Below are 16816 nucleotides of genomic sequence, written 5' to 3' on the forward strand. Positions count from 1 at the left end.
GACCCTTTCCATCAATTGATACCCTGAGGGTATGGATCTGGATCTGCGCAAGCTCCGCTACTTCGCCGCGGTGGCCGAGCATAGGCATTTCGGCCGGGCCGCGGACAAGTTGTTCATCGCCCAGCCCGTCCTGAGCCGTCAGATCAAGGCGTTCGAGCACGAGCTCGACTGCGAACTGCTGGTGCGCACCACCCGCAGCGTGGAGCTGACCGCCGCCGGGGAACAGCTCTACCGCGAGGCACAGCGGATCTTCGACACCGTCGACACCGCCGTGCGGCGCGTGCAGGATGCCGACCTCGGCGTGCGCCGACTGGTGGTCGCCTTCTCCACCGGACTCCATGTCTCCGAAGCGATCCGGGAATTCTCCCGGCGCCACCCCGAGGTCGAGACCGACGTGGTCCCGGCGCGCTGGCGCGAAGGCGACGCGCCACTGCGCGACGGCCGCGCCCGAATCGGTTATCTGCGACGGCCTTTCGACGAATCCGGGATGCGTGTCATCCCGGTCGATATCGAACCCCGGGTCGTATGCATGCCCGCCGCGCACCCGCTGGCCGCGCGCACCGAACTCACCATGGCCGACCTCGACACCGAGCCGATGCTCGATATCGCCAAACGCAAGACCACCTCGCTGGAGGAGAAGTTCGAACTCGTCGCCTCGGGACACGGACTGGTGCTGGTCCCGGTCAGCGTCGCCCGCGCCTACGTCCGCCCCGACCTGGCGCACCGCCCGGTCACCGACGCCCCCGGCACCGAAACCTGCCTGGTCGTGGCCGCGGACAACCGCGACAAGCTGGTGAGCGAATTCCTCGATATCGCCCTGGCGATGCTGCGCCGTTAGGCGTGGATTACGCGGTCTCGGAACCGAATTCCGGGAACAGCGTCACCTGTGGCCGCTCGGCCGCCCACTCGCGCAGCCATGCTCCCGTCGGGCCGTAGATCTCGGCCGACACCAGCTCAGCGCAGTCGAACACGCTCTCGAGCCATTTGGCGCCCCGCTCGTTATGTGCCTGCGCGGCATCGGAATCGACATACTCCTCGAGGGCCACGTAGCTGCCCGGCACCGCGGAAAACCATCGGTACGTGAGGGTTTCGGGCTCCCCGGCCGCCTGCGTACGCAGGGCGAGCGCGGCCTCCTCGAACTCCGCCTGCCGACCTTCCCGGACATCGAACCGCGCGCGCACGAAAAAGCTCATGCCCCATTCCACCAACGCGACAGCCGAAGATCAACGGGCTGTGCGACTTCGGGTTGCGGCACGGTCGCCGAGCCAATAGCGTAGTCATTCATAATGAATGACGTACATACTTCTGATTCGGGCATGGCCAGCGGCGACGACGGCCTCATCTACGACCCCGGCGTCCGGCAGTCGATGCACATACTCGCTGACGGGCAAGACAGCGCGATGGAAGCCGCCGCCGCGCTGCGACTGGCCTGGCAAGCCGTGGACAAGCTGCGAACCAGCGGCGCGGGCGGCCGCGGACTCAGCACCGGAGCCCTGGATGTCCTTGGACGACTGGCGGTTTCCGATCACGACCTGAGCATCGGAGAACTGGCGCGAATGTGCGGAGTCAGCTCCCGCAATATCACCGGCCTGGTCGACACCCTCGCCGCCAAAGACCTGGCCGAACGCACCCCCGACCCGCACGATCGACGCGGCGTCCGTGTCTCCATCACCCCGGCCGGCCACGAATGGCTCGAATCCTTCCGCGAACCCACCCGCCGAGCCATGGCCGCCATCTTCGCCGGATTCACCCCCGACGACCTCGCCCAGCTACGCCACCTGTCCCTGCGAGTAGTGCAGAACCAACGCCGAATCCAGCACTACCTCGACAACTCCGAACCCCCAACGTCCTAGCGCCACAAGGAGAACCATGCCCACCACCCCACCCACTCGCGACATCGTCCAGGCATACCACCGCGCACGTTTGCGCGCCGACATCCCCGCCGCGGCCGAACAGCTGGCGCCGGACTTCTCCTTCCGCAGCCCATTCATCGAATCCAACAGTCCCACAGGCCATCTCACCGGAATCGAGCAGCTCGTCCACATCACCGACCATGTCGAGATGATCACCGAGCTCTACACCGACACCGACGCCGTACTGATCTACCACCTGCACACCAACTCCCCCGCCGGAATCCAGCGCACCGCAGAGCATTTCCGCCTCCACGACGGCCGCATCACCGAAATCGAGCTGATCTTCGACCCGACCCCCTGGCACGCCATCATGTCCGCCGCGAACCTCGAAAAGCACTGAGCGGGCAGCAATGACGCGGCGATCAACCCAGTGGTCGTATCGAGGGCGCATACGCGGTGAGGGTCAGCGGTAGCGATCCGCGATGTCCACCGACCTCGCGGCCACGCGCGGTCAACGCGAGAACCCCGTGCCCGGTCACCCGAGAGTCCGGACCGAGACTGCGAGGTCCCACCGACGCACTGTCGGCGATCCGGCTCACGCCCACCGACTCCAGTTCAAGCCCCTGCTCGGAGGGATGCGGATCGCCCTCGAGATCCAGATCGCAGAGATCATCTCCGCGGTATGCCCTTCTGAGAATCTCGCCGTTCTCGGCGATACACCAGCCACCCCAGTCGTAGGCGTCGGAGTTCTTGTAATAGTGCGCCGCCCCGAACTGGCTGCTCAGCTCAGCGCAACGCTCATCGATGGAGGGGCGTGCCACACGTTCCAGCACACGTTCTTTCATATCATCGCAATGCAATTCGAAGAGCCCCCGTGTGAATTCGTCGTCCAGGTACTCGCGAATCCGCTGTTCATCGCGGGGAATGTGCGAGGTCGGGTCACCGAACACCAGCGTCCACCCGTCCAGAGCGGCACTGACGTAGACGCGTTCGAAGTCCAACTCGTTGATGCTGCCGTTCCGTTTGGCCACGGCCCGTCCCATCGCGATGGTCGCCGGAACCGGATCCGAAAGCCCGAACGCCTCGAGCACCGCGCCCTGATCCCCGGTCGGTAGTGCCCACCAGAGAGATTTCATCACGACGGGGTTCAACGGGGCCTCGCGGGCGGATTCGCTCGTGACAAACCGATGCAGCAGCCTCAGATCCTCCGAATCGAGAGTGTGCCAGCCGATTTCAGCCAGTGCCTGCAACGCCATGTGCCGTGCCGGAAGCGGTGATCGCCGGATCCGGCGCAGCAGCGGAGCCACGTCGGTGCCCAACGCGGCGAAAGAACGCGCCGCGGCCTTGCGCACGTTGTCTTCCTCATCGTCGAGCAATGCCGCGAGCACGAAACCGTATTCGGTTCGGCCGTTGTCACCGATATCGCAGGCAACTCGATAGCGCGGCGAGTATTCCGCGCCGACCCGGATACCCTCGGAGTATTCGATCGCCTGGTCGAGAGTGGCGAGCCCCAGCAGTCGGCACAGACGGGACTCGAGGCGGGCAGCGATGGCGGCCGCACCAGGCTCGGCTCGCATTCCCGCCAGCAACTCCACCAGCGGCCGGTAGGCCAACGGGCCGAGCCCAGTCAGCACCCGCGCGCACGCATCGGCCGTGCTCGTCGAATCGGACTCGCGCAGCCCGCGCAACATGGCCGGTATCGCCTGGCGGCCGGCGCCGATCAGTGTCCGCACGGCCGCTTGTCGGCGATGCTCCTCGGCCGACTCGAGCTCCGCGATGGCATCGTCGATACTCACGTGATATCGAAACCTTTCGAAATGCGTTGTCCTGCAACGGATGGTCTGCCCAGCACCGTGCCACAGGGCACCGACAAACGACGTGAGCGCTGTGTGGCCGCTGGCTCGTGAAGCGGGTGGCCGAGGGATATACCGGAGGCCGCGTCGGTGCCACCCGACCTTGTTTTGCTACGGGTCGCCATAGAAGCGCCGCTGTTACCAATGATTGGTATTATCGTTCGATGGGCAGGAACACGTCATTCAGTCTCGACGCGCATTACCACGAGTTCATCGAAGCGCAGGTCCGGTCGGGCCGATTCCGCTCGGCCAGCGACGTCGTGCGGGCGGGACTGCGCATGCTCGAAGACCGCGAAACTCAGCTCAACGCTTTACGCGGTGCGCTCGACGACGGCGAACGCAGCGGAGCCTCCACCCCCTTCGACTTCGACAGCTTCCTGACACGCAAGCGCGACGAGCAGTAAACGCCCGGTGAGTCGCTACCTTCTCTCCCCCGCAGCCCAAACCGACCTCGAAGAGATCTACGACTACACCCGTAGCCGCTGGGACCTCGCCCGGGCCGAGGACTACATCCGAGCACTGCAACACGCGATCGAACGCGCTGCCGCAGACCCCCGCATCGGGCGCGAATGTGACGAAATTCGACCCGGCTACCGCAAGCTCCCCGCCGGATCACATGTGCTGTTCTACCGGCTCACCGACGGCGCGGCGGACATCGTGCGCATCCTGCATCAACGAATGGACGTTGACCGCCACCTCTGAACTACACCCGATCCGCACCGCGATCGCACCACCCCGAACTCCCGACCCTGATTTCGCACGCGCGGGACAAGGCATCGCCCGCAACCGCGACCAGGCAGCCCGGTCGCGTCGCGTTCCGGTGGCGGGACCGCAGCGCACTCGCCCATCGATCGGATGCCCCTGGCGTCAGAGATCGAACCTGACGGCGAGCACCATCTTGATGAAGTCGAGCATCTCCGAGGACGCCGTGCCGTCGTAGCTTCCGGCCTCCAACACTGCTCGCACGCAGGGAATGAACCGGTGCACCGCGAGCACGCGGCCCTCATCCCAGCCAATCGAGAAGATCCGCAGGTCTTTCGGCATCTCGCGCGCATCGACCACCGGCACCGCAAGCGCCACATCACGATGACGCAAAAGCGTCTGACCGTCGACGATCACCACTGTCAGATAGCTGTCACCAGCGGCGATGGTGTAGATATCCCCCTGGCGCAGTTCCCTCAAAGGGGCATGCCCATGCCGATACGCGCCAAGTCCGCATCGCTGTACTTCGGTGGGTTCTGCTGCTCGTGCGCGGCGATGCGCCGCAACTCCTTGTCCGCGAGCCGCTGGAGAACGGCCCGGTTGATCTCGGCACTGACGTTGCCGTCCGAACTCTCGCGTAGAGCCTCGGCAGTCGTGTCCGGGAGGCTGATGTTCAGTTTCGCCATGCCACCACGGTAAAGCGTCACGCTTTACCGTGGCAACCCCAACCTGGACAGAATCGCCGATGAAGTCGGCGACAATGAGGAGGACCTATCGGCCGTGTGTCGATAGAGAAACTGCGGCGCAGTCACGATTGCCACGGCGCACCGGCGCCAGGACCGCGTCCCGGCGCTGGCGGATCGGGAGATCACTTGCGGTGCAAGGGAATCCGTGTGATCAGTTGGTGCACTTGGTGACCAGGATGTGCCCGTCGTCGTGCGTGCCCGCGACACTTCCCGAGGACGGCTGGTTGGTCAGCTCACGCAGCTTGTTCAGCGCGTTCTGCTCAGCCTCTTCCCGCGTGGCCCCTACCCCGCCACGATGCCACACCTTGCCCTGGCTTTCAGCAACCGAGCCGCAGCCATTGGACCAGCTCACCGTCAGTTCACAGCGCCGGTCATTGCACTCGCTCATCGCGTCACGCTCAGCGGCGTCCGCGCTCGGATAATTCCACGCCGCACCCCAACCACTACCGCCCTGCATATCGGTCGTCGCGGCGATGGCACCGTAATACCCACCCGGACCACGCTCGGCACTGGCGACCGGACCACCCATCACCGTGACCGCGGCCGCCGCAATGACCACCACAGCGTACTTTCGTGCTGTCGACTTCAAGAAAAGTCCCCTCCCACAACGCTTTACAGTACGGCCCGATCTTGGTCGACCGGTACGACGATGTCCAATCCGTTTGCGTTCACCAATAGACGGCGAGTTGGCTGCCGTCGCCAATGTCGCGCAGGCATGAGGTCAGAAATCGGGGCTGGTCCGTAGTCCGGCCGGGGCGGCGAGCGCGTGCTCGGGACTCGACGAACGCCACATCAGCCGGGGTCAGCCGAAACAGCCCTGCTAACGGCTGGAGGTCGCCGCGGAATCTGCTGCGACCCCGGCGAGCGTGAGCGCGCGCATTCCCGCCTTGAGATCCGTCATAGGGTCCAGGACCGCGACCAGATGCTCGCGGGTCACCGAACGGGAAACGGCCGCGTCGACGAACACTTCGATCGACGTGGCGTTCTGCCCGCGCACACATTCCATTGCCGCCAGCATCTTGACCGCACCCGGGGTATCCCAGAATGCCGGCACAACCCGCCACGCGTAATCGGCAACGGCCGCGGACTCGCCCTTGCACCACCGCGCCAACGCCGGATCCCACCAGTACACGAACGTCAATTCACGGCGGGCAGCGCGCGGATCGAGCACTTCATCGCAGATCTCCGCGGGCGCACCGGCATACAGGGCAGGAAGCGGACGGCTCTCATCCTGTATTGCCGCCATCTCCGGCGAGGAAGCCATCCCGCCGGACAACACCACCCCGCCGCCGGGCAGCAAATGCAACGTCGATCCTCCACTGCCGCTGGACAACTCGACACCGAGAGCCGCAGCAGAGAGCACGTGAATGCCCTCGTATCCACCTGCCGCGAGCACGGCCGCGATCGCGGCCCATCGTCCCCACATCTGCTCCGGCGGTGGCAACTCACCCTCGTCCATCACCGTTGCCCGCACCCCGGCGATCCGATCGGCGTCTGCGTCCTGTTGGGCCTGAGCCCTCGAACGTTGTTGCCCGGCAAAGAATTCCGGCCGCCGTCGACGCTCCGCCGCGCTCGCGGTCCGGGTCGAGCCCACTCCCGCCTGGCCCACGCCCGCGTTGTGCTGGGCCGCCGAGTAGGTACCGATGACACCCCCGACCGAGGTCGCGATGCCGAGCACGAGAAAGATGTAGCCCAGGGTCCTGCCCGAGCTCTTCTTCTCCTCCAGAGTCCGGGAACTGTTCCCGGACACGCACGTGTCACCCTCGTGCATCGTCAGACTCCCGCAGACCGGGTCGTCGTTTTGCAGACTTCCGACCGCGATCGCGATCATCGCGATACCCCCGAGGATGCAGCCGATCGGCCACCGATAGCTGCGTTTGATCCCGGACATCAATCCCTCCCCAATTCTCAATCCCCGAGCAGGGCACCCGCCTTGCCCGCGCCGCGCATCTTGCCACAGGCGACCCACGGCGGCCCGCTGCTGTCAACCCATCGACCGCCGGGCGGATCGGTCGGCACGTATTGGACACGAGTCGATTCCACGACTCATCGGGTCGGAAGGACGGTGGCCAGGAACGATTCGGTGTCGGCGGCGGACTGGGTCAGGACCGTGAAGTGGGTGGCCGAGGGATAGATCTGGAGTCGGCTGTCGGTGCCGCCCTGCTGAAGTTGTTGTTGCAGAGCCACAGTGGTGGGTATGGGCTGCAAGGTGTCCGACGCGCCTTGCAGGAGTAGTACCGGCTGGTGGTAGTCGGATGCCGGGACCGCGAGGTAGTCGATCAATGCCGCGGTGATGGCCGGATCGGACAGTGGCCGGGAGAACATCTCTCCGATGGGCTGGCCTGCTGCGGCCTCCTCGAGTGAGTCCTTGCAATCGATTTCGGCCTGGGCGATGGCCACCAGATGGCGGCCCAGCGGGCTGAGGTAGTCGGTGAGACGCAGGTCGGGGCGGGTGTGGTCCAGACCGGCGAGCACCATGATGAGCCGGGTGCGGAACCCGTCGAGTACCGACACCTCCGGCAGGCCCGGCTGGGCCAGCGCCGCGATGAGTTGTTCGACATTGCTGGTCGGGGCGTAGGACACGGTGCCGTGCAGGTCGAGTTCGGGGGCGTAGGTCGGTGACAAATGCGCGGCGAACAGCGCCGAATGCCCGCCGATGGAATGTCCCGCCAGCACATAGGATTCGGACAATGCCGGATCCACGGCGTGCCCGGCTCGGACGATGTCGAGGACCGCGTGGCCGTCCGCGCGCCCGGCGAGATAGCTGTAGAAGCCCGGTGCACCGAGTCCGATGTAGTCGGTGGCTTCGACCGCGTAGCCCTGGGACAGATAGTGCGTCAGCTCGGGTCGTTCGTTGAAGGTATCGGCCATGCCGCCGGTCAGATTGGGTGCGCAGCCTTGGGCGATACCGCTGGTGCCGTGCGCCCAGGACACCACTTTCCACCCGCCGGGCGGAGCGGCTCCGGCAGGCAGGAAGATACTGCCGCCGCTGATCTGCGGCTCACCGTTCTGTCCGGTGGTGCGGTAGACGACCCGATAGCCGTGGGCCGCACCGGGAATCAGATCGGACTCGGCCAGAGGCTCGGATCGCACGATCGTTCCGGGACCGGCCGTCGGCTGAGCCGCCGCCAGGGCGGGAGTCACTGTCGTTGCCGCAGCGACCAGCGCCGCGAGAGCCATGCCTCGCATGGGAACTCCTTGTTCGAGAGAGATTTTCAGTTATGAGGTGCGAGCGAACTCGCCGGAGATTCGACGAAGCGGTCAGCGACCGGCCGCATACCCTTGCATCCCACGGGGATTGGCGGCCGCGGACAGCACACCGGTCTCGGGATCGCGGGCCACCGCGCACATGCGCCCTTCGGACCAGGGCTCACCCACGGTCACCTGATGCCCGCGCCGGCGCAGCTCAGCGATGACGTCATCGCCGATTCTCGACTCCACGCCCACCCCACCGGGATTCATCGCGTGCGGATAGAACGAGCCCGGGAAACTGTCCTGATGCCAATTCGGCGCATCGATCGCGCCTTGGAGATCCCACCCACCGCGCACCGTCCCGCGCAGAGCCACCGCCAGGAAGAAATGCAGACTCCATTGATCCTGCTGATCACCACCCGGCGTGCCGAATGCCAGCACCGCCTCACCATCGCGCAGCGCCAGCGACGGGCTCAGCGTGGTGCGCGGGCGACGGCCGGGCACAAGCGAATTCGGCAGTCCCGGTTCGAGCCAGGCCATCTGCAAGCGTGTGCCGAGCGGAAAACCCAGTTCGGGCACAACGGGATTGGACTGCAACCAGCCCCCGCTGGGAGTTGCGGCAACCATATTGCCCCAGCGGTCCACCACATCGATATGGCAGGTATCCCCGCGAGTGGCACCGGTGCGCGATACCGTGGGCTCGCCCGCTCCCAGCGGAATCGCCTCGGGAACAGCATGATTCGCATGCCGGCCGAGTACGGGAACCCGCCCGCCCGGGCTGCCGGGCCGCAGCTGGTACGACGCCTCACGCCCGATCAACGCCCGGCGCGCAGAGTTATAGGCCGGTTCGAGTAAAGCCTCGAGGGTGATATCGGTACTGTCGCCGTACCAGGCTTCCCGATCGGCCATCGCGAGCTTCGAACCCTCGATCAGCGCATGGTAGTAGTCGGGTGTGCCGTACTCCAGCTCCTCGGGCAGCAGGGCGAGCTGCTGCAGGAACACCGGCCCCTGGCTCCACAGCCCCGCCTTGGCGATCGTCCAGCCGTTCCAGGTATAGGTGGCCGGATCCTCGTACGTCGCACTGTAATCGGCCAGATCCGCACCGGTGAGGGTGCCCGCGTGCCGCTGTCCCGAGGTATCCATGGCCGGTCGCGCGGCGCAGGCGGCCAGCGCCTCGGCGATGAAACCCTCGCGCCATACTCGCCGCGCGGCTTCGATCTGGCCGTCGCGGTCCGTGCTCGCGGCTTCGGCCTCGGCGATCACGCGCCGCCAGGTCTGCGCCAGTACCGGATTCTTCAGCAATTCCCCTGGCGCGGGCGGCTTTCCATCGGGCAGGTACACCGGCACCGATGTGGTCCATTCGGTCTCGAACAGGTGCTGCATCGCCGAGACGGTGGCCGAGACGTTCTCCACCACGGGGTGACCGTGCTCGGCGTACCCGATGGCGTATTCCAGCACTCGTGCAAGGGATTTGGTGCCGTGATCGCGCAGCAGCAGCATCCAGGCATCGAACGCCCCGGGCACCGCCGCGGCCAGCGGACCGGTGCCCGGCACCATATCGAGCCCGAGGCCGGTGTAGTGCTCGATCGTCGCGCCCGCCGGTGCGGGCCCCTGCCCGCACAACACCTTCGGCGCCTGTCCTGCCGGGGCCAGGATGATCGGGACCTCACCCGCCGGGCCGTTCAGATGCGGTTCGACCACATGCAGCACGAAGGCTCCGGCCACCGCCGCGTCGAAGGCGTTGCCGCCGTCCTCGAGCACCGCCATCGCGGTCGCCGAGACCAGCCAATGCGTGGAGGAGACCATGCCGAATGTGCCCTGCAAGGTGGGGCGGGTCGTGAACGTAGTCATGTGTGAATCCTTCAGCTGCCGTGCGCGTGATCGAGGATTTCCCGGGCGGCGCGTTGCCCCGATTCGATGGCGCCGTCGATGTATCCGGCCCAGCGGGTCGCGGTCTCGGTTCCGGCCCAGTGCATCGGGCCGACCGGGCGGCGCAGTTCGGAACCGAAGCGGGTCAATGTCATCGGGGTGGCGAACGCGCCGTAGCAGCCCAGGGTGTAGGGCTCGGCGGCCCAATCCTGCTCGATGTAATGGGCCGGATTGCGGGCCTTGGGGCCGAAGTAGGCGGCCAGATCGTCCAGTACCAGGGCGCGGCGCTCATCGGGGGTCAGTCGTGCGGCGGCCTGGGCGTGCCCGGCTTCCAGAAAGCCCACCAGGACAGCGGGTTCCGCATCAGGTGGGCTCGCGTCGAAGACGGTGCCGAGCGCGCGCAGATCGCTGTTGGCTTGCCCGGACAGCCCCTGCGCGCGCCAGAACGCCTCGTCATAAACGACATTGACCTTGATGGTCCAGCCCATCGGCATCCGTTGCAGCAGATGGTTCCGCGCGGCGGGCAGACCCGGCGAGAACCGGATACGCGACACCAGCGGCGGCGGCACCGCGATGATCACGTGCCGAGCGCGCCACTGCCGATTCCCCGCTCGCACAACGGCTTCGGTATCGCTCCACTCGATCTCGGTGACCGGAGCATCGAGAACCACACTCTCGCCGAGCTTTTCGGCCATGGCGATCGAGAGTCCCTGCGTGCCCCCGACCAGGCGATCCTGTTGCGCGCCACCGGTCGTATTGATCAGCGCGTCGATACCCCCGGCGGAGTGAATGTAGAACTGCGCCCACAGCGCCGACATCTCCTCGGGTTCGGCGCACCACACCGCATTGGTCACCAGGCGGAAGAATGCGCGACCGGTCGCGGTGTGCGCGTGGTTCTCCAGCCAGGTGCCGAAGGTCTGGCCATCGAGCGCGGCGGCGCGCGGGGCCGTCCAGGGCGCATCCACCGGGACCCGCCGCGCGGCCCTGTCCAGGCGCAGCTGGGTGAGGCCGATATCGGCCAGTACCAAGGGATTCAGCCGCGGAATGCGTCCCTGATAGCGGGTGATCCGCCCACCGAATTCGCCCAGGTGCACGCCCGAGTCATGAGTGGGGTAGGTGCCGAATCCCAGTTCCGATGCCAACCCCAGCACCCGATCCTGGCCCGGGCCGACCCACATACCGCCCACTTCGACATGCGAATCACCGCCCGGCACTTCGACATTGAGCGTGCGCCCGCCCACCCGATCGCGCGCCTCGAGCACGACCACCTCGCGTCCGGCCGCGGCGAGAGCGCGGGCCGCGGTCAGCCCGGCAGCCCCCGCCCCGATAACGATGACATCTTTGAGCTCTACCATTTGGCATACACCTTGCATCTCAAATACACGATGTATGTGAGAGTACTATTGCCGATGTGGCTGTCAAGGGACTACGCGCTGAATACGCCGAAGCAACGCGATCGGCCCTGCTCGAGGCGGGGCGACGGTTGTTCATCGAACGGCACTACACGGACCTGTCGGCCGAGGAGATCGCGCGGGCGGCCCGGCTGACCCGCGGCGCGCTGTATCACCACTTCGGCGGCAAACAGGGCTTGTTCGAAGCGGTCTTCGAAGAGATCGAACAGCAACTCACCGAACGCCTCACCGCGACACTCACCGGCGGTGACCCCTGGCAGGACGGCCTGCGCGCGCTGGACGCGTTCCTGGACGAATGCACCAGCGTCCCGTATCAGCGCATCGTTTTACAGGAGGGACCGGTCGCGCTGGGCTGGGCTCGCTGGCGCGAACTCGACGGGCGTCACATGCTGGGCCTGGTCCGCGCTTCGGTCGACGAGCTGATCCGGGCCGAAGTCTTCCCGCCCCGCTCCCCCGACCTGCTCGTGCGCGCGATCTACGGCGCGCTCACCGAAATGGCGTGGGGCATAGCCGAATCGGACGACACCGCGCAGGCGCGCCACGATGCGGGACTGATCGCGCTGGACATGATCAGCTCACTGCGCCTGAACAACTCGTGAGGTGCGTGCGCTCGTCAGATGCGGGCGGAGCCGCTCGGTGAGGTCAAGGTCGTTGCTGTCGCTGGGAATTGGCACGCCAGAATCCGCGCTCGGATCGCTCGACCACCAGATCGGGGTGCCGGGCCTGTAATTCGACGGCGATATCGTCCAGCGATATCGGGCGCAGCCAGCGCTCGGAAATGGTCATCGGGTAACCGGTGGTGAACCTGCCGACCGGGCCGTAAACCCATCGGGGCCACCGTCGTCGGGTGAGCTTCGGGCTGGACTCGACCGGCTCGATCGCCAGGTACCTCGCACCGTGCGCGGTGATCACATGGACGCGCGCTATCGCGGCCCACGGAATCCGCCCGAATGGGCTGAACGTCACCGCTTGATCGTCCACGACCAGATCGGGTGCGGGACGCACGATGTGGTGCAGTCCCAGCAGCAGCGCGAGGGTTCCGGCGAGGATCGGAGCCAGCACCGGAAACGTCAGCGTCGACCCGTCGCCGGTCGTGACGAGCAGGAGCGCGCCGCCCGCGATCGCCATCAGACCCATCGCCACCAACTCGACCCAGCGCACCCAGGACGATCGAAAGATGGTCGGCGCTGTCGAGAATTCGTGACTCTGGTCCACGCAGTGGACTGTAGCGCTCGCCATTCCACCGGTCCGGTCGCGGGTTCATTGGAATCTCGTTGGTGGGCCATTGGTCCGGCTGCGCATGCTCAGCGAGCCCTTTGGTTCTCATATCGCTCGGAGCAGAACATGAGCCGCAAGATTCTCGGCGGTGCCATGCTGGCGCTGACCATTACCGCCACCACCGCCCTCACCGCTCTCCCCCACATTGCCGCGCCCGCGGCCGCATCCTCGGTTTGCGCGGACGACGACCTTCCGGTGTACGGCTTCAAGCACTTCGAAGACAAGTTCCCCAAGAATGCCGTGGGCGCGATGTTCGCCCTCAACGATCAGTTCGACAAGGTCCAGCGCGCCGTGTTCTGCCTCACCAATGTCGAACGCGCCAATGCCGGTGTCCCCGCACTGAAATGGAGCGACGACCTGTCCGGTAGCGCCGCCGTGTTCGCCCGCCACGCCGAGGGCCGCCAATGGTGGACCGACGGCGCGAACTTCCACGATGACCCGGACCTCGCGGGCGTCCCGGTCAACACCCAGGTCCAGCAGCGTGTCCAGTCCAACAACCCTTGCACGTACTACAAAGGCGACGGTCACGAGGTCAACCGCTGGTCCGAAAACCTCTACGCCGGTTGGGATGCCGAGTCATTCACCACCGCCAAAGCCGCCGTCGCCTGGTGGATGAACAGCCCCACCCACCGCGCGAACATCCTGGACCGCAACGTCACCAAACTCGGCGTCGGCGTCCGCTCGGGCGCGGCCCGCCCCGGCATCGATCCGGCCAAGCCCGCGGGCACCTTCGTCCAGCAGTTCGCCGGATGCAGCTGAACCCCTGCCCTGCAGCCCCTCTCGCGATTCGCGACTACGGTGGAAGTGATCGAGTTCGCCCACGCGTGTGAAGGTGGTACCCGATGTTGGATTACGGCCTCGACCTATCCGAGGTGAAGCGCGATATCGCCCTGCCCGACTTGATAATCGAAGGCCGCGAACTCGACGATCTGGTCTCGGCCCACCCCGATTGGACCATGCCCACCCCCGCCGCGGGATGGACGATCGCCCACCAGATCGCCCATCTCGCCGCAGCCGACGCGAACGTCCTGAACGCCCTGCATGACCCCCAAGCCTTCGAGGGCGAATTGAAACGCGCCGACGCCGACGGCCCCGCCCATGCCGACCTGGTCGCCGTCGAGGGAGCGGCCCTGCCACGATCAGAACTGTTGCACCGGTGGCGAACCGGCCGAACCGAGCTGGCCGCGGCCCTCGGCGATATTCCCCTGACCCACGAATTCCCCTGGTACGGCTCGCAATTGACCCCGCAGCTGATGATCCCGCTGCGCCTGATGGAGACCTGGGCCCACGGCCAGGACATCTACGACACCCTCGGTGCCACCCACGCCCCGACCAGCCGCCTCCGCCATGTGGCCGCCCTGGGTGTAGCAGGTGTTCCCCTGTCGTTCTACGCAGCCGAACTGCCTACTCCCCCAACCCTATTCCGAGTGGAGCTGACCGCTCCCTCCGGCGACACCTGGACCTGGGGCCCCGAAGACGCCGAACAACGCGTCCACGGCACCGCCCTGGATTTCTGCCTCCGAGTCACCCACCGCAGTCCACTCGGCTCCACGGATCTCACCGCCGTCGGCCCCGATGCCCAGAAGTGGCTCGAAGTCGCCCGAGTCTTCCTCTGAGCCGTCATCGGACAGCACGCAGAACCCTTCGACTAGTCAACCAATGGTTGACGATACGTCTCGAGTCAACTATTAGTTGACGCACGGCGAGAGTTTGTGAGTGGTCCTCGCCGACAGCACATCGAGCCGAGGAGTCGGAATGGAAGCCTTCGAAAGCGCTGCGCGCCAGCATGAGTCATCGGGCAAGCGGGCGATCATCGTCGGCGCGGGGATCGCGGGCCTGGCCGCCGCGCTGCGATTGCATCAGCAGGGCTGGGACATCGTCGTGATCGAACACGCGCCGAGCCGCCGCAGCAGCGGCTATCTGCTGAACCTGCACGGACCCGGATATGACGCCGCCGAACGGCTCGGGCTGATACCGGCATTGACCCCGCGCGATATCGGATTCTTCACCTCGGTCCTCGTCCACGCGGACGGCCGCGAGAAACTCAGAATCCCCGCCGCTGTCACCGAGGCCGCCGTCGGGAACCGCGCATTGAGCATGTTCCGCGGCGATCTGGAGTCGGCACTTTACGACGCCGTCGCCGAGTCCGCCGACATCCGCTTCGGCACCACGGTGCGCGCCATTGCCCAGACCCCCGGACAGGTCGCAGTCACCCTCAGCGACGACACCCGCCTGCACGCCGACCTCCTCATCGGCGCCGACGGCGTTCACTCCCGCGTTCGAGAGCTCGTATTCGGTGCCGAGTCAGAGTATTTCGTGGACCTGGGCCACATGGTCGGCGCATTTCCCTTGGAAACACCTCCCGCTCACCTGCCCGACGGATTCGGCACCACATACATCGGCCCCGGACGCACAGCCGCGGTGATGAACCTGGGACCGAAAAGGTCCTCGACCTTCTTCGCCTACCGCTGCCCCGACCCCGACACCGAACTCACTCTCGGCCCCGCACCCGCCCTCACCCGAGCATTCGGAGATCTCGGCGGCGGCGTCGCCGAAGCACTCCCTCAACTCGACGCCAACCCCGGTACCGCCTACTTCGACTCGGTCGGCCAGATCGTAATGGACCGCTGGAGCCAGGGCCGAGTCGTCCTACTCGGCGACGCCGCCTGGTGCGTAACGGTATTCGCCGGCTACGGCGCCGCCCTCGCCCTCGACGGTGCCGACCAACTGGGCACCGCCCTGGCCGCCCACAACGACGTCCCGGCCGCCCTCACCACCTGGGAGACGACCCTGCGCCCCGAGGTGAAAAAGCGACAGTCACTGGCACGCAAGGGAATCGCCCGTTTCGCCCCACCAACACGCACCCACGTCTGGGCAGGAGAACTAGCCCTCCGCGCAATCCAACTCCCCGGCATCCGCACCCTGGTCCACCGCTCCATCCAACGCGCCAACAACTGACCGCCGAGTCCGGCCACCGATATCCCTGTGATGCCCCGCGTCGAGACTCACTCTGTCTCAATTCTTTTCGGGTGCGGACGCGGCGAAATCGGACCTGAACCACCCCGCATGACCGGCTACCGTGGACACTCGACGAGGTAGGCATAGGACAGAGGAGCGTTGACGTGACAGTGTTCTCCGGACGCGCGATGTGGGGGCCGCGCTCACGAACGACAACACTCGTCGGGTCGCGGTATGCGGGTTCTCAGGCCCCGTACCAAGACTCACGTGGACGCATTCGCAGTTGGCGCTCACATGGATCCTGAAATGCCTCCGACTCTCGCACCCGGCGTTTGCCCACCTCAGCGAATCATGCTGGAGGACCTGCTGATACGACGCTGGCAACCGGAGGATCTCATCCTTCGGTTCGAAGCGATTACGACGTCGTACGAGCACATCCATCCGTGGATGGAATGGCTAGCCGAGCCGACCACACTCGATAACCAACGCGCATTCGGTGAACGCGTCGCCTATGGGTGGCCAACTCCCGATCGAGCCTTCAACTACGGCATCTTCGACACCGACGGCACAGTGCTCGGTGCGATCGGCCTGCACGACTGCCTCGGCCCACCGGCCGTCGAGATCGGCTATTGGTGCCACGTCGAGCACACCGGTCGCGGTGTCGTGACCCGCAGTGCGGCCGCGCTGACTCAGCTCGCGATCGCACTGCCAGGTGTCGACCGGGTCGAAATCCACTGCGACGAAGCCAACGTCCGCAGTGCGGCCGTCGCACGCCGCCTCGGCTACCGCCTAGACCGGATCGAGCCCCGTGCGAAGCGTGCCCCCGCCGAATCCGGTCGCGGCATGTACTGGGTCATGGATCGATAACCCCAAGCCGCCCAATTTCGCTTCCGATGGACGCCAGGCCACCACACACGCCGAATAACCGAAGTCTATTGTCCCTCCCTTGCTCG

The 16816-nt window shown here is 66.1% G+C and carries 20 protein-coding genes; 10 read left to right on the plus strand and 10 right to left on the minus strand.

The genetic code is table 11. The annotated features are described in order from the left end of the window. Positions 1-31: 31 nt before the first annotated feature. Complete coding sequence (locus ACFC4D_RS15185; protein WP_375958299.1) at positions 32-838, plus strand: LysR family transcriptional regulator; 807 nt, start codon at positions 32-34, stop codon at positions 836-838. A gap of 7 nt (positions 839-845) precedes the next feature. On the opposite strand, the gene ACFC4D_RS15190 is transcribed toward ACFC4D_RS15185, so the two are convergent. After that, positions 846-1193: a putative quinol monooxygenase gene (locus ACFC4D_RS15190; protein ID WP_376063509.1), complete on the minus strand. Its 348-nt coding sequence runs from the start codon at positions 1191-1193 to the stop codon at positions 846-848. Between the two features lie 123 nt (positions 1194-1316). Here ACFC4D_RS15190 and ACFC4D_RS15195 point away from each other — a divergent pair, with 123 nt between their 5' ends. After that, the gene (locus tag ACFC4D_RS15195; RefSeq protein WP_376063510.1) at positions 1317-1853 is read left to right on the plus strand and encodes a MarR family winged helix-turn-helix transcriptional regulator; all 537 of its coding nucleotides are present in this window, start codon (positions 1317-1319) and stop codon (positions 1851-1853) included. A gap of 16 nt (positions 1854-1869) precedes the next feature. Further along, positions 1870-2253 carry a nuclear transport factor 2 family protein gene (locus tag ACFC4D_RS15200; protein WP_376063512.1) on the plus strand — a complete coding sequence of 128 codons (384 nt, stop codon included), beginning with the start codon at positions 1870-1872 and terminating at the stop codon, positions 2251-2253. 22 nt (positions 2254-2275) lie between these two features. Here ACFC4D_RS15200 and ACFC4D_RS15205 read toward each other — a convergent pair whose 3' ends face one another. Further along, entirely contained in the window at positions 2276-3649 is a 1374-nt protein-coding gene (locus ACFC4D_RS15205; RefSeq protein ID WP_376063514.1) for a HEAT repeat domain-containing protein, read from the minus strand. A gap of 221 nt (positions 3650-3870) precedes the next feature. Between ACFC4D_RS15205 and ACFC4D_RS15210 the strand changes: the two genes are divergently transcribed. Continuing rightward, positions 3871-4110 (plus strand): type II toxin-antitoxin system ParD family antitoxin, encoded by a 240-nt coding sequence (locus tag ACFC4D_RS15210; RefSeq protein WP_376063516.1) that lies wholly within the window; start codon positions 3871-3873, stop codon positions 4108-4110. Positions 4111-4117: 7 nt separating this feature from the next. Next, positions 4118-4408 carry a type II toxin-antitoxin system RelE/ParE family toxin gene (locus tag ACFC4D_RS15215; RefSeq protein WP_376063519.1) on the plus strand — a complete coding sequence of 97 codons (291 nt, stop codon included), beginning with the start codon at positions 4118-4120 and terminating at the stop codon, positions 4406-4408. Between the two features lie 165 nt (positions 4409-4573). Here the strand turns inward: ACFC4D_RS15215 and ACFC4D_RS15220 are convergent, their stop codons facing one another. The 7 genes from ACFC4D_RS15220 to ACFC4D_RS15250 form a co-directional block, all read right to left on the minus strand. Then, positions 4574-4888: a hypothetical protein gene (locus ACFC4D_RS15220; RefSeq protein ID WP_376063521.1), complete on the minus strand. Its 315-nt coding sequence runs from the start codon at positions 4886-4888 to the stop codon at positions 4574-4576. Further along, the gene (locus ACFC4D_RS15225; RefSeq protein ID WP_376063523.1) at positions 4885-5094 is read right to left on the minus strand and encodes a hypothetical protein; all 210 of its coding nucleotides are present in this window, start codon (positions 5092-5094) and stop codon (positions 4885-4887) included. The genes ACFC4D_RS15220 and ACFC4D_RS15225 overlap by 4 nt, the downstream gene beginning before the upstream one ends. A 211-nt stretch (positions 5095-5305) precedes the next feature. Then, positions 5306-5743: a DUF4189 domain-containing protein gene (locus ACFC4D_RS15230; RefSeq protein WP_364645099.1), complete on the minus strand. Its 438-nt coding sequence runs from the start codon at positions 5741-5743 to the stop codon at positions 5306-5308. Between the two features lie 231 nt (positions 5744-5974). Then, the gene (locus ACFC4D_RS15235) at positions 5975-6985 is read right to left on the minus strand and encodes a hypothetical protein (protein ID WP_376063526.1); all 1011 of its coding nucleotides are present in this window, start codon (positions 6983-6985) and stop codon (positions 5975-5977) included. Between the two features lie 215 nt (positions 6986-7200). Beyond that, a complete protein-coding gene (locus ACFC4D_RS15240; RefSeq protein WP_376063528.1) occupies positions 7201-8343 on the minus strand; it encodes a lipase family protein in 1143 nt (380 codons plus the stop codon). A 72-nt stretch (positions 8344-8415) separates the two neighbouring features. Then, positions 8416-10197: a gamma-glutamyltransferase family protein gene (locus ACFC4D_RS15245; protein ID WP_376063531.1), complete on the minus strand. Its 1782-nt coding sequence runs from the start codon at positions 10195-10197 to the stop codon at positions 8416-8418. An 11-nt stretch (positions 10198-10208) separates the two neighbouring features. Beyond that, positions 10209-11570, minus strand: a complete 1362-nt coding sequence (locus ACFC4D_RS15250) for a flavin monoamine oxidase family protein (protein WP_376063532.1) — start codon at positions 11568-11570, stop codon at positions 10209-10211. A 56-nt stretch (positions 11571-11626) separates the two neighbouring features. Here ACFC4D_RS15250 and ACFC4D_RS15255 point away from each other — a divergent pair, with 56 nt between their 5' ends. Then, complete coding sequence (locus tag ACFC4D_RS15255) at positions 11627-12226, plus strand: TetR/AcrR family transcriptional regulator (protein WP_376063534.1); 600 nt, start codon at positions 11627-11629, stop codon at positions 12224-12226. 43 nt (positions 12227-12269) lie between these two features. On the opposite strand, the gene ACFC4D_RS15260 is transcribed toward ACFC4D_RS15255, so the two are convergent. Then, complete coding sequence (locus ACFC4D_RS15260; RefSeq protein WP_376063537.1) at positions 12270-12842, minus strand: hypothetical protein; 573 nt, start codon at positions 12840-12842, stop codon at positions 12270-12272. Between the two features lie 129 nt (positions 12843-12971). On the opposite strand from ACFC4D_RS15260, the gene ACFC4D_RS15265 reads away from it, so the two are divergent. From ACFC4D_RS15265 to ACFC4D_RS15280, 4 genes are all read left to right on the plus strand, one after another. Next, positions 12972-13664 (plus strand): CAP domain-containing protein, encoded by a 693-nt coding sequence (locus ACFC4D_RS15265; RefSeq protein ID WP_376063539.1) that lies wholly within the window; start codon positions 12972-12974, stop codon positions 13662-13664. A gap of 83 nt (positions 13665-13747) precedes the next feature. Then, a complete protein-coding gene (locus ACFC4D_RS15270) occupies positions 13748-14521 on the plus strand; it encodes a TIGR03084 family metal-binding protein (protein ID WP_376063542.1) in 774 nt (257 codons plus the stop codon). A gap of 139 nt (positions 14522-14660) precedes the next feature. Beyond that, positions 14661-15863 carry an FAD-dependent oxidoreductase gene (locus ACFC4D_RS15275; protein WP_376063543.1) on the plus strand — a complete coding sequence of 401 codons (1203 nt, stop codon included), beginning with the start codon at positions 14661-14663 and terminating at the stop codon, positions 15861-15863. A 306-nt stretch (positions 15864-16169) separates the two neighbouring features. After that, a complete protein-coding gene (locus tag ACFC4D_RS15280) occupies positions 16170-16730 on the plus strand; it encodes a GNAT family N-acetyltransferase (RefSeq protein WP_376063546.1) in 561 nt (186 codons plus the stop codon). The last annotated feature ends 86 nt before the right edge of the window (positions 16731-16816 follow it).

It is taken from the genome of Nocardia sp. NPDC056000, from assembly GCF_042269265.1.
Taxonomy (GTDB): domain Bacteria; phylum Actinomycetota; class Actinomycetes; order Mycobacteriales; family Mycobacteriaceae; genus Nocardia.

Bases quoted from the DNA above. Each gene is read 5' to 3' on its own strand.
- ACFC4D_RS15245 (WP_376063531.1), bottom strand. From the start codon at position 10,197: ATGACTACGTTCACGACCCGCCCCACCTTGCAGGGCACATTCGGCATG.
- ACFC4D_RS15275 (WP_376063543.1), top strand. From the start codon at position 14,661: ATGGAAGCCTTCGAAAGCGCTGCGCGCCAGCATGAGTCATCGGGCAAG.
- ACFC4D_RS15190 (WP_376063509.1), bottom strand. From the start codon at position 1,193: ATGAGCTTTTTCGTGCGCGCGCGGTTCGATGTCCGGGAAGGTCGGCAG.
- ACFC4D_RS15225 (WP_376063523.1), bottom strand. From the start codon at position 5,094: ATGGCGAAACTGAACATCAGCCTCCCGGACACGACTGCCGAGGCTCTA.
- ACFC4D_RS15270 (WP_376063542.1), top strand. From the start codon at position 13,748: ATGTTGGATTACGGCCTCGACCTATCCGAGGTGAAGCGCGATATCGCC.
- ACFC4D_RS15210 (WP_376063516.1), top strand. From the start codon at position 3,871: ATGGGCAGGAACACGTCATTCAGTCTCGACGCGCATTACCACGAGTTC.
- ACFC4D_RS15195 (WP_376063510.1), top strand. From the start codon at position 1,317: ATGGCCAGCGGCGACGACGGCCTCATCTACGACCCCGGCGTCCGGCAG.
- ACFC4D_RS15250 (WP_376063532.1), bottom strand. From the start codon at position 11,570: ATGGTAGAGCTCAAAGATGTCATCGTTATCGGGGCGGGGGCTGCCGGG.
- ACFC4D_RS15200 (WP_376063512.1), top strand. From the start codon at position 1,870: ATGCCCACCACCCCACCCACTCGCGACATCGTCCAGGCATACCACCGC.
- ACFC4D_RS15240 (WP_376063528.1), bottom strand. From the start codon at position 8,343: ATGCGAGGCATGGCTCTCGCGGCGCTGGTCGCTGCGGCAACGACAGTG.
- ACFC4D_RS15235 (WP_376063526.1), bottom strand. From the start codon at position 6,985: ATGATCGCGATCGCGGTCGGAAGTCTGCAAAACGACGACCCGGTCTGC.
- ACFC4D_RS15185 (WP_375958299.1), top strand. From the start codon at position 32: ATGGATCTGGATCTGCGCAAGCTCCGCTACTTCGCCGCGGTGGCCGAG.
- ACFC4D_RS15265 (WP_376063539.1), top strand. From the start codon at position 12,972: ATGAGCCGCAAGATTCTCGGCGGTGCCATGCTGGCGCTGACCATTACC.
- ACFC4D_RS15280 (WP_376063546.1), top strand. From the start codon at position 16,170: ATGCCTCCGACTCTCGCACCCGGCGTTTGCCCACCTCAGCGAATCATG.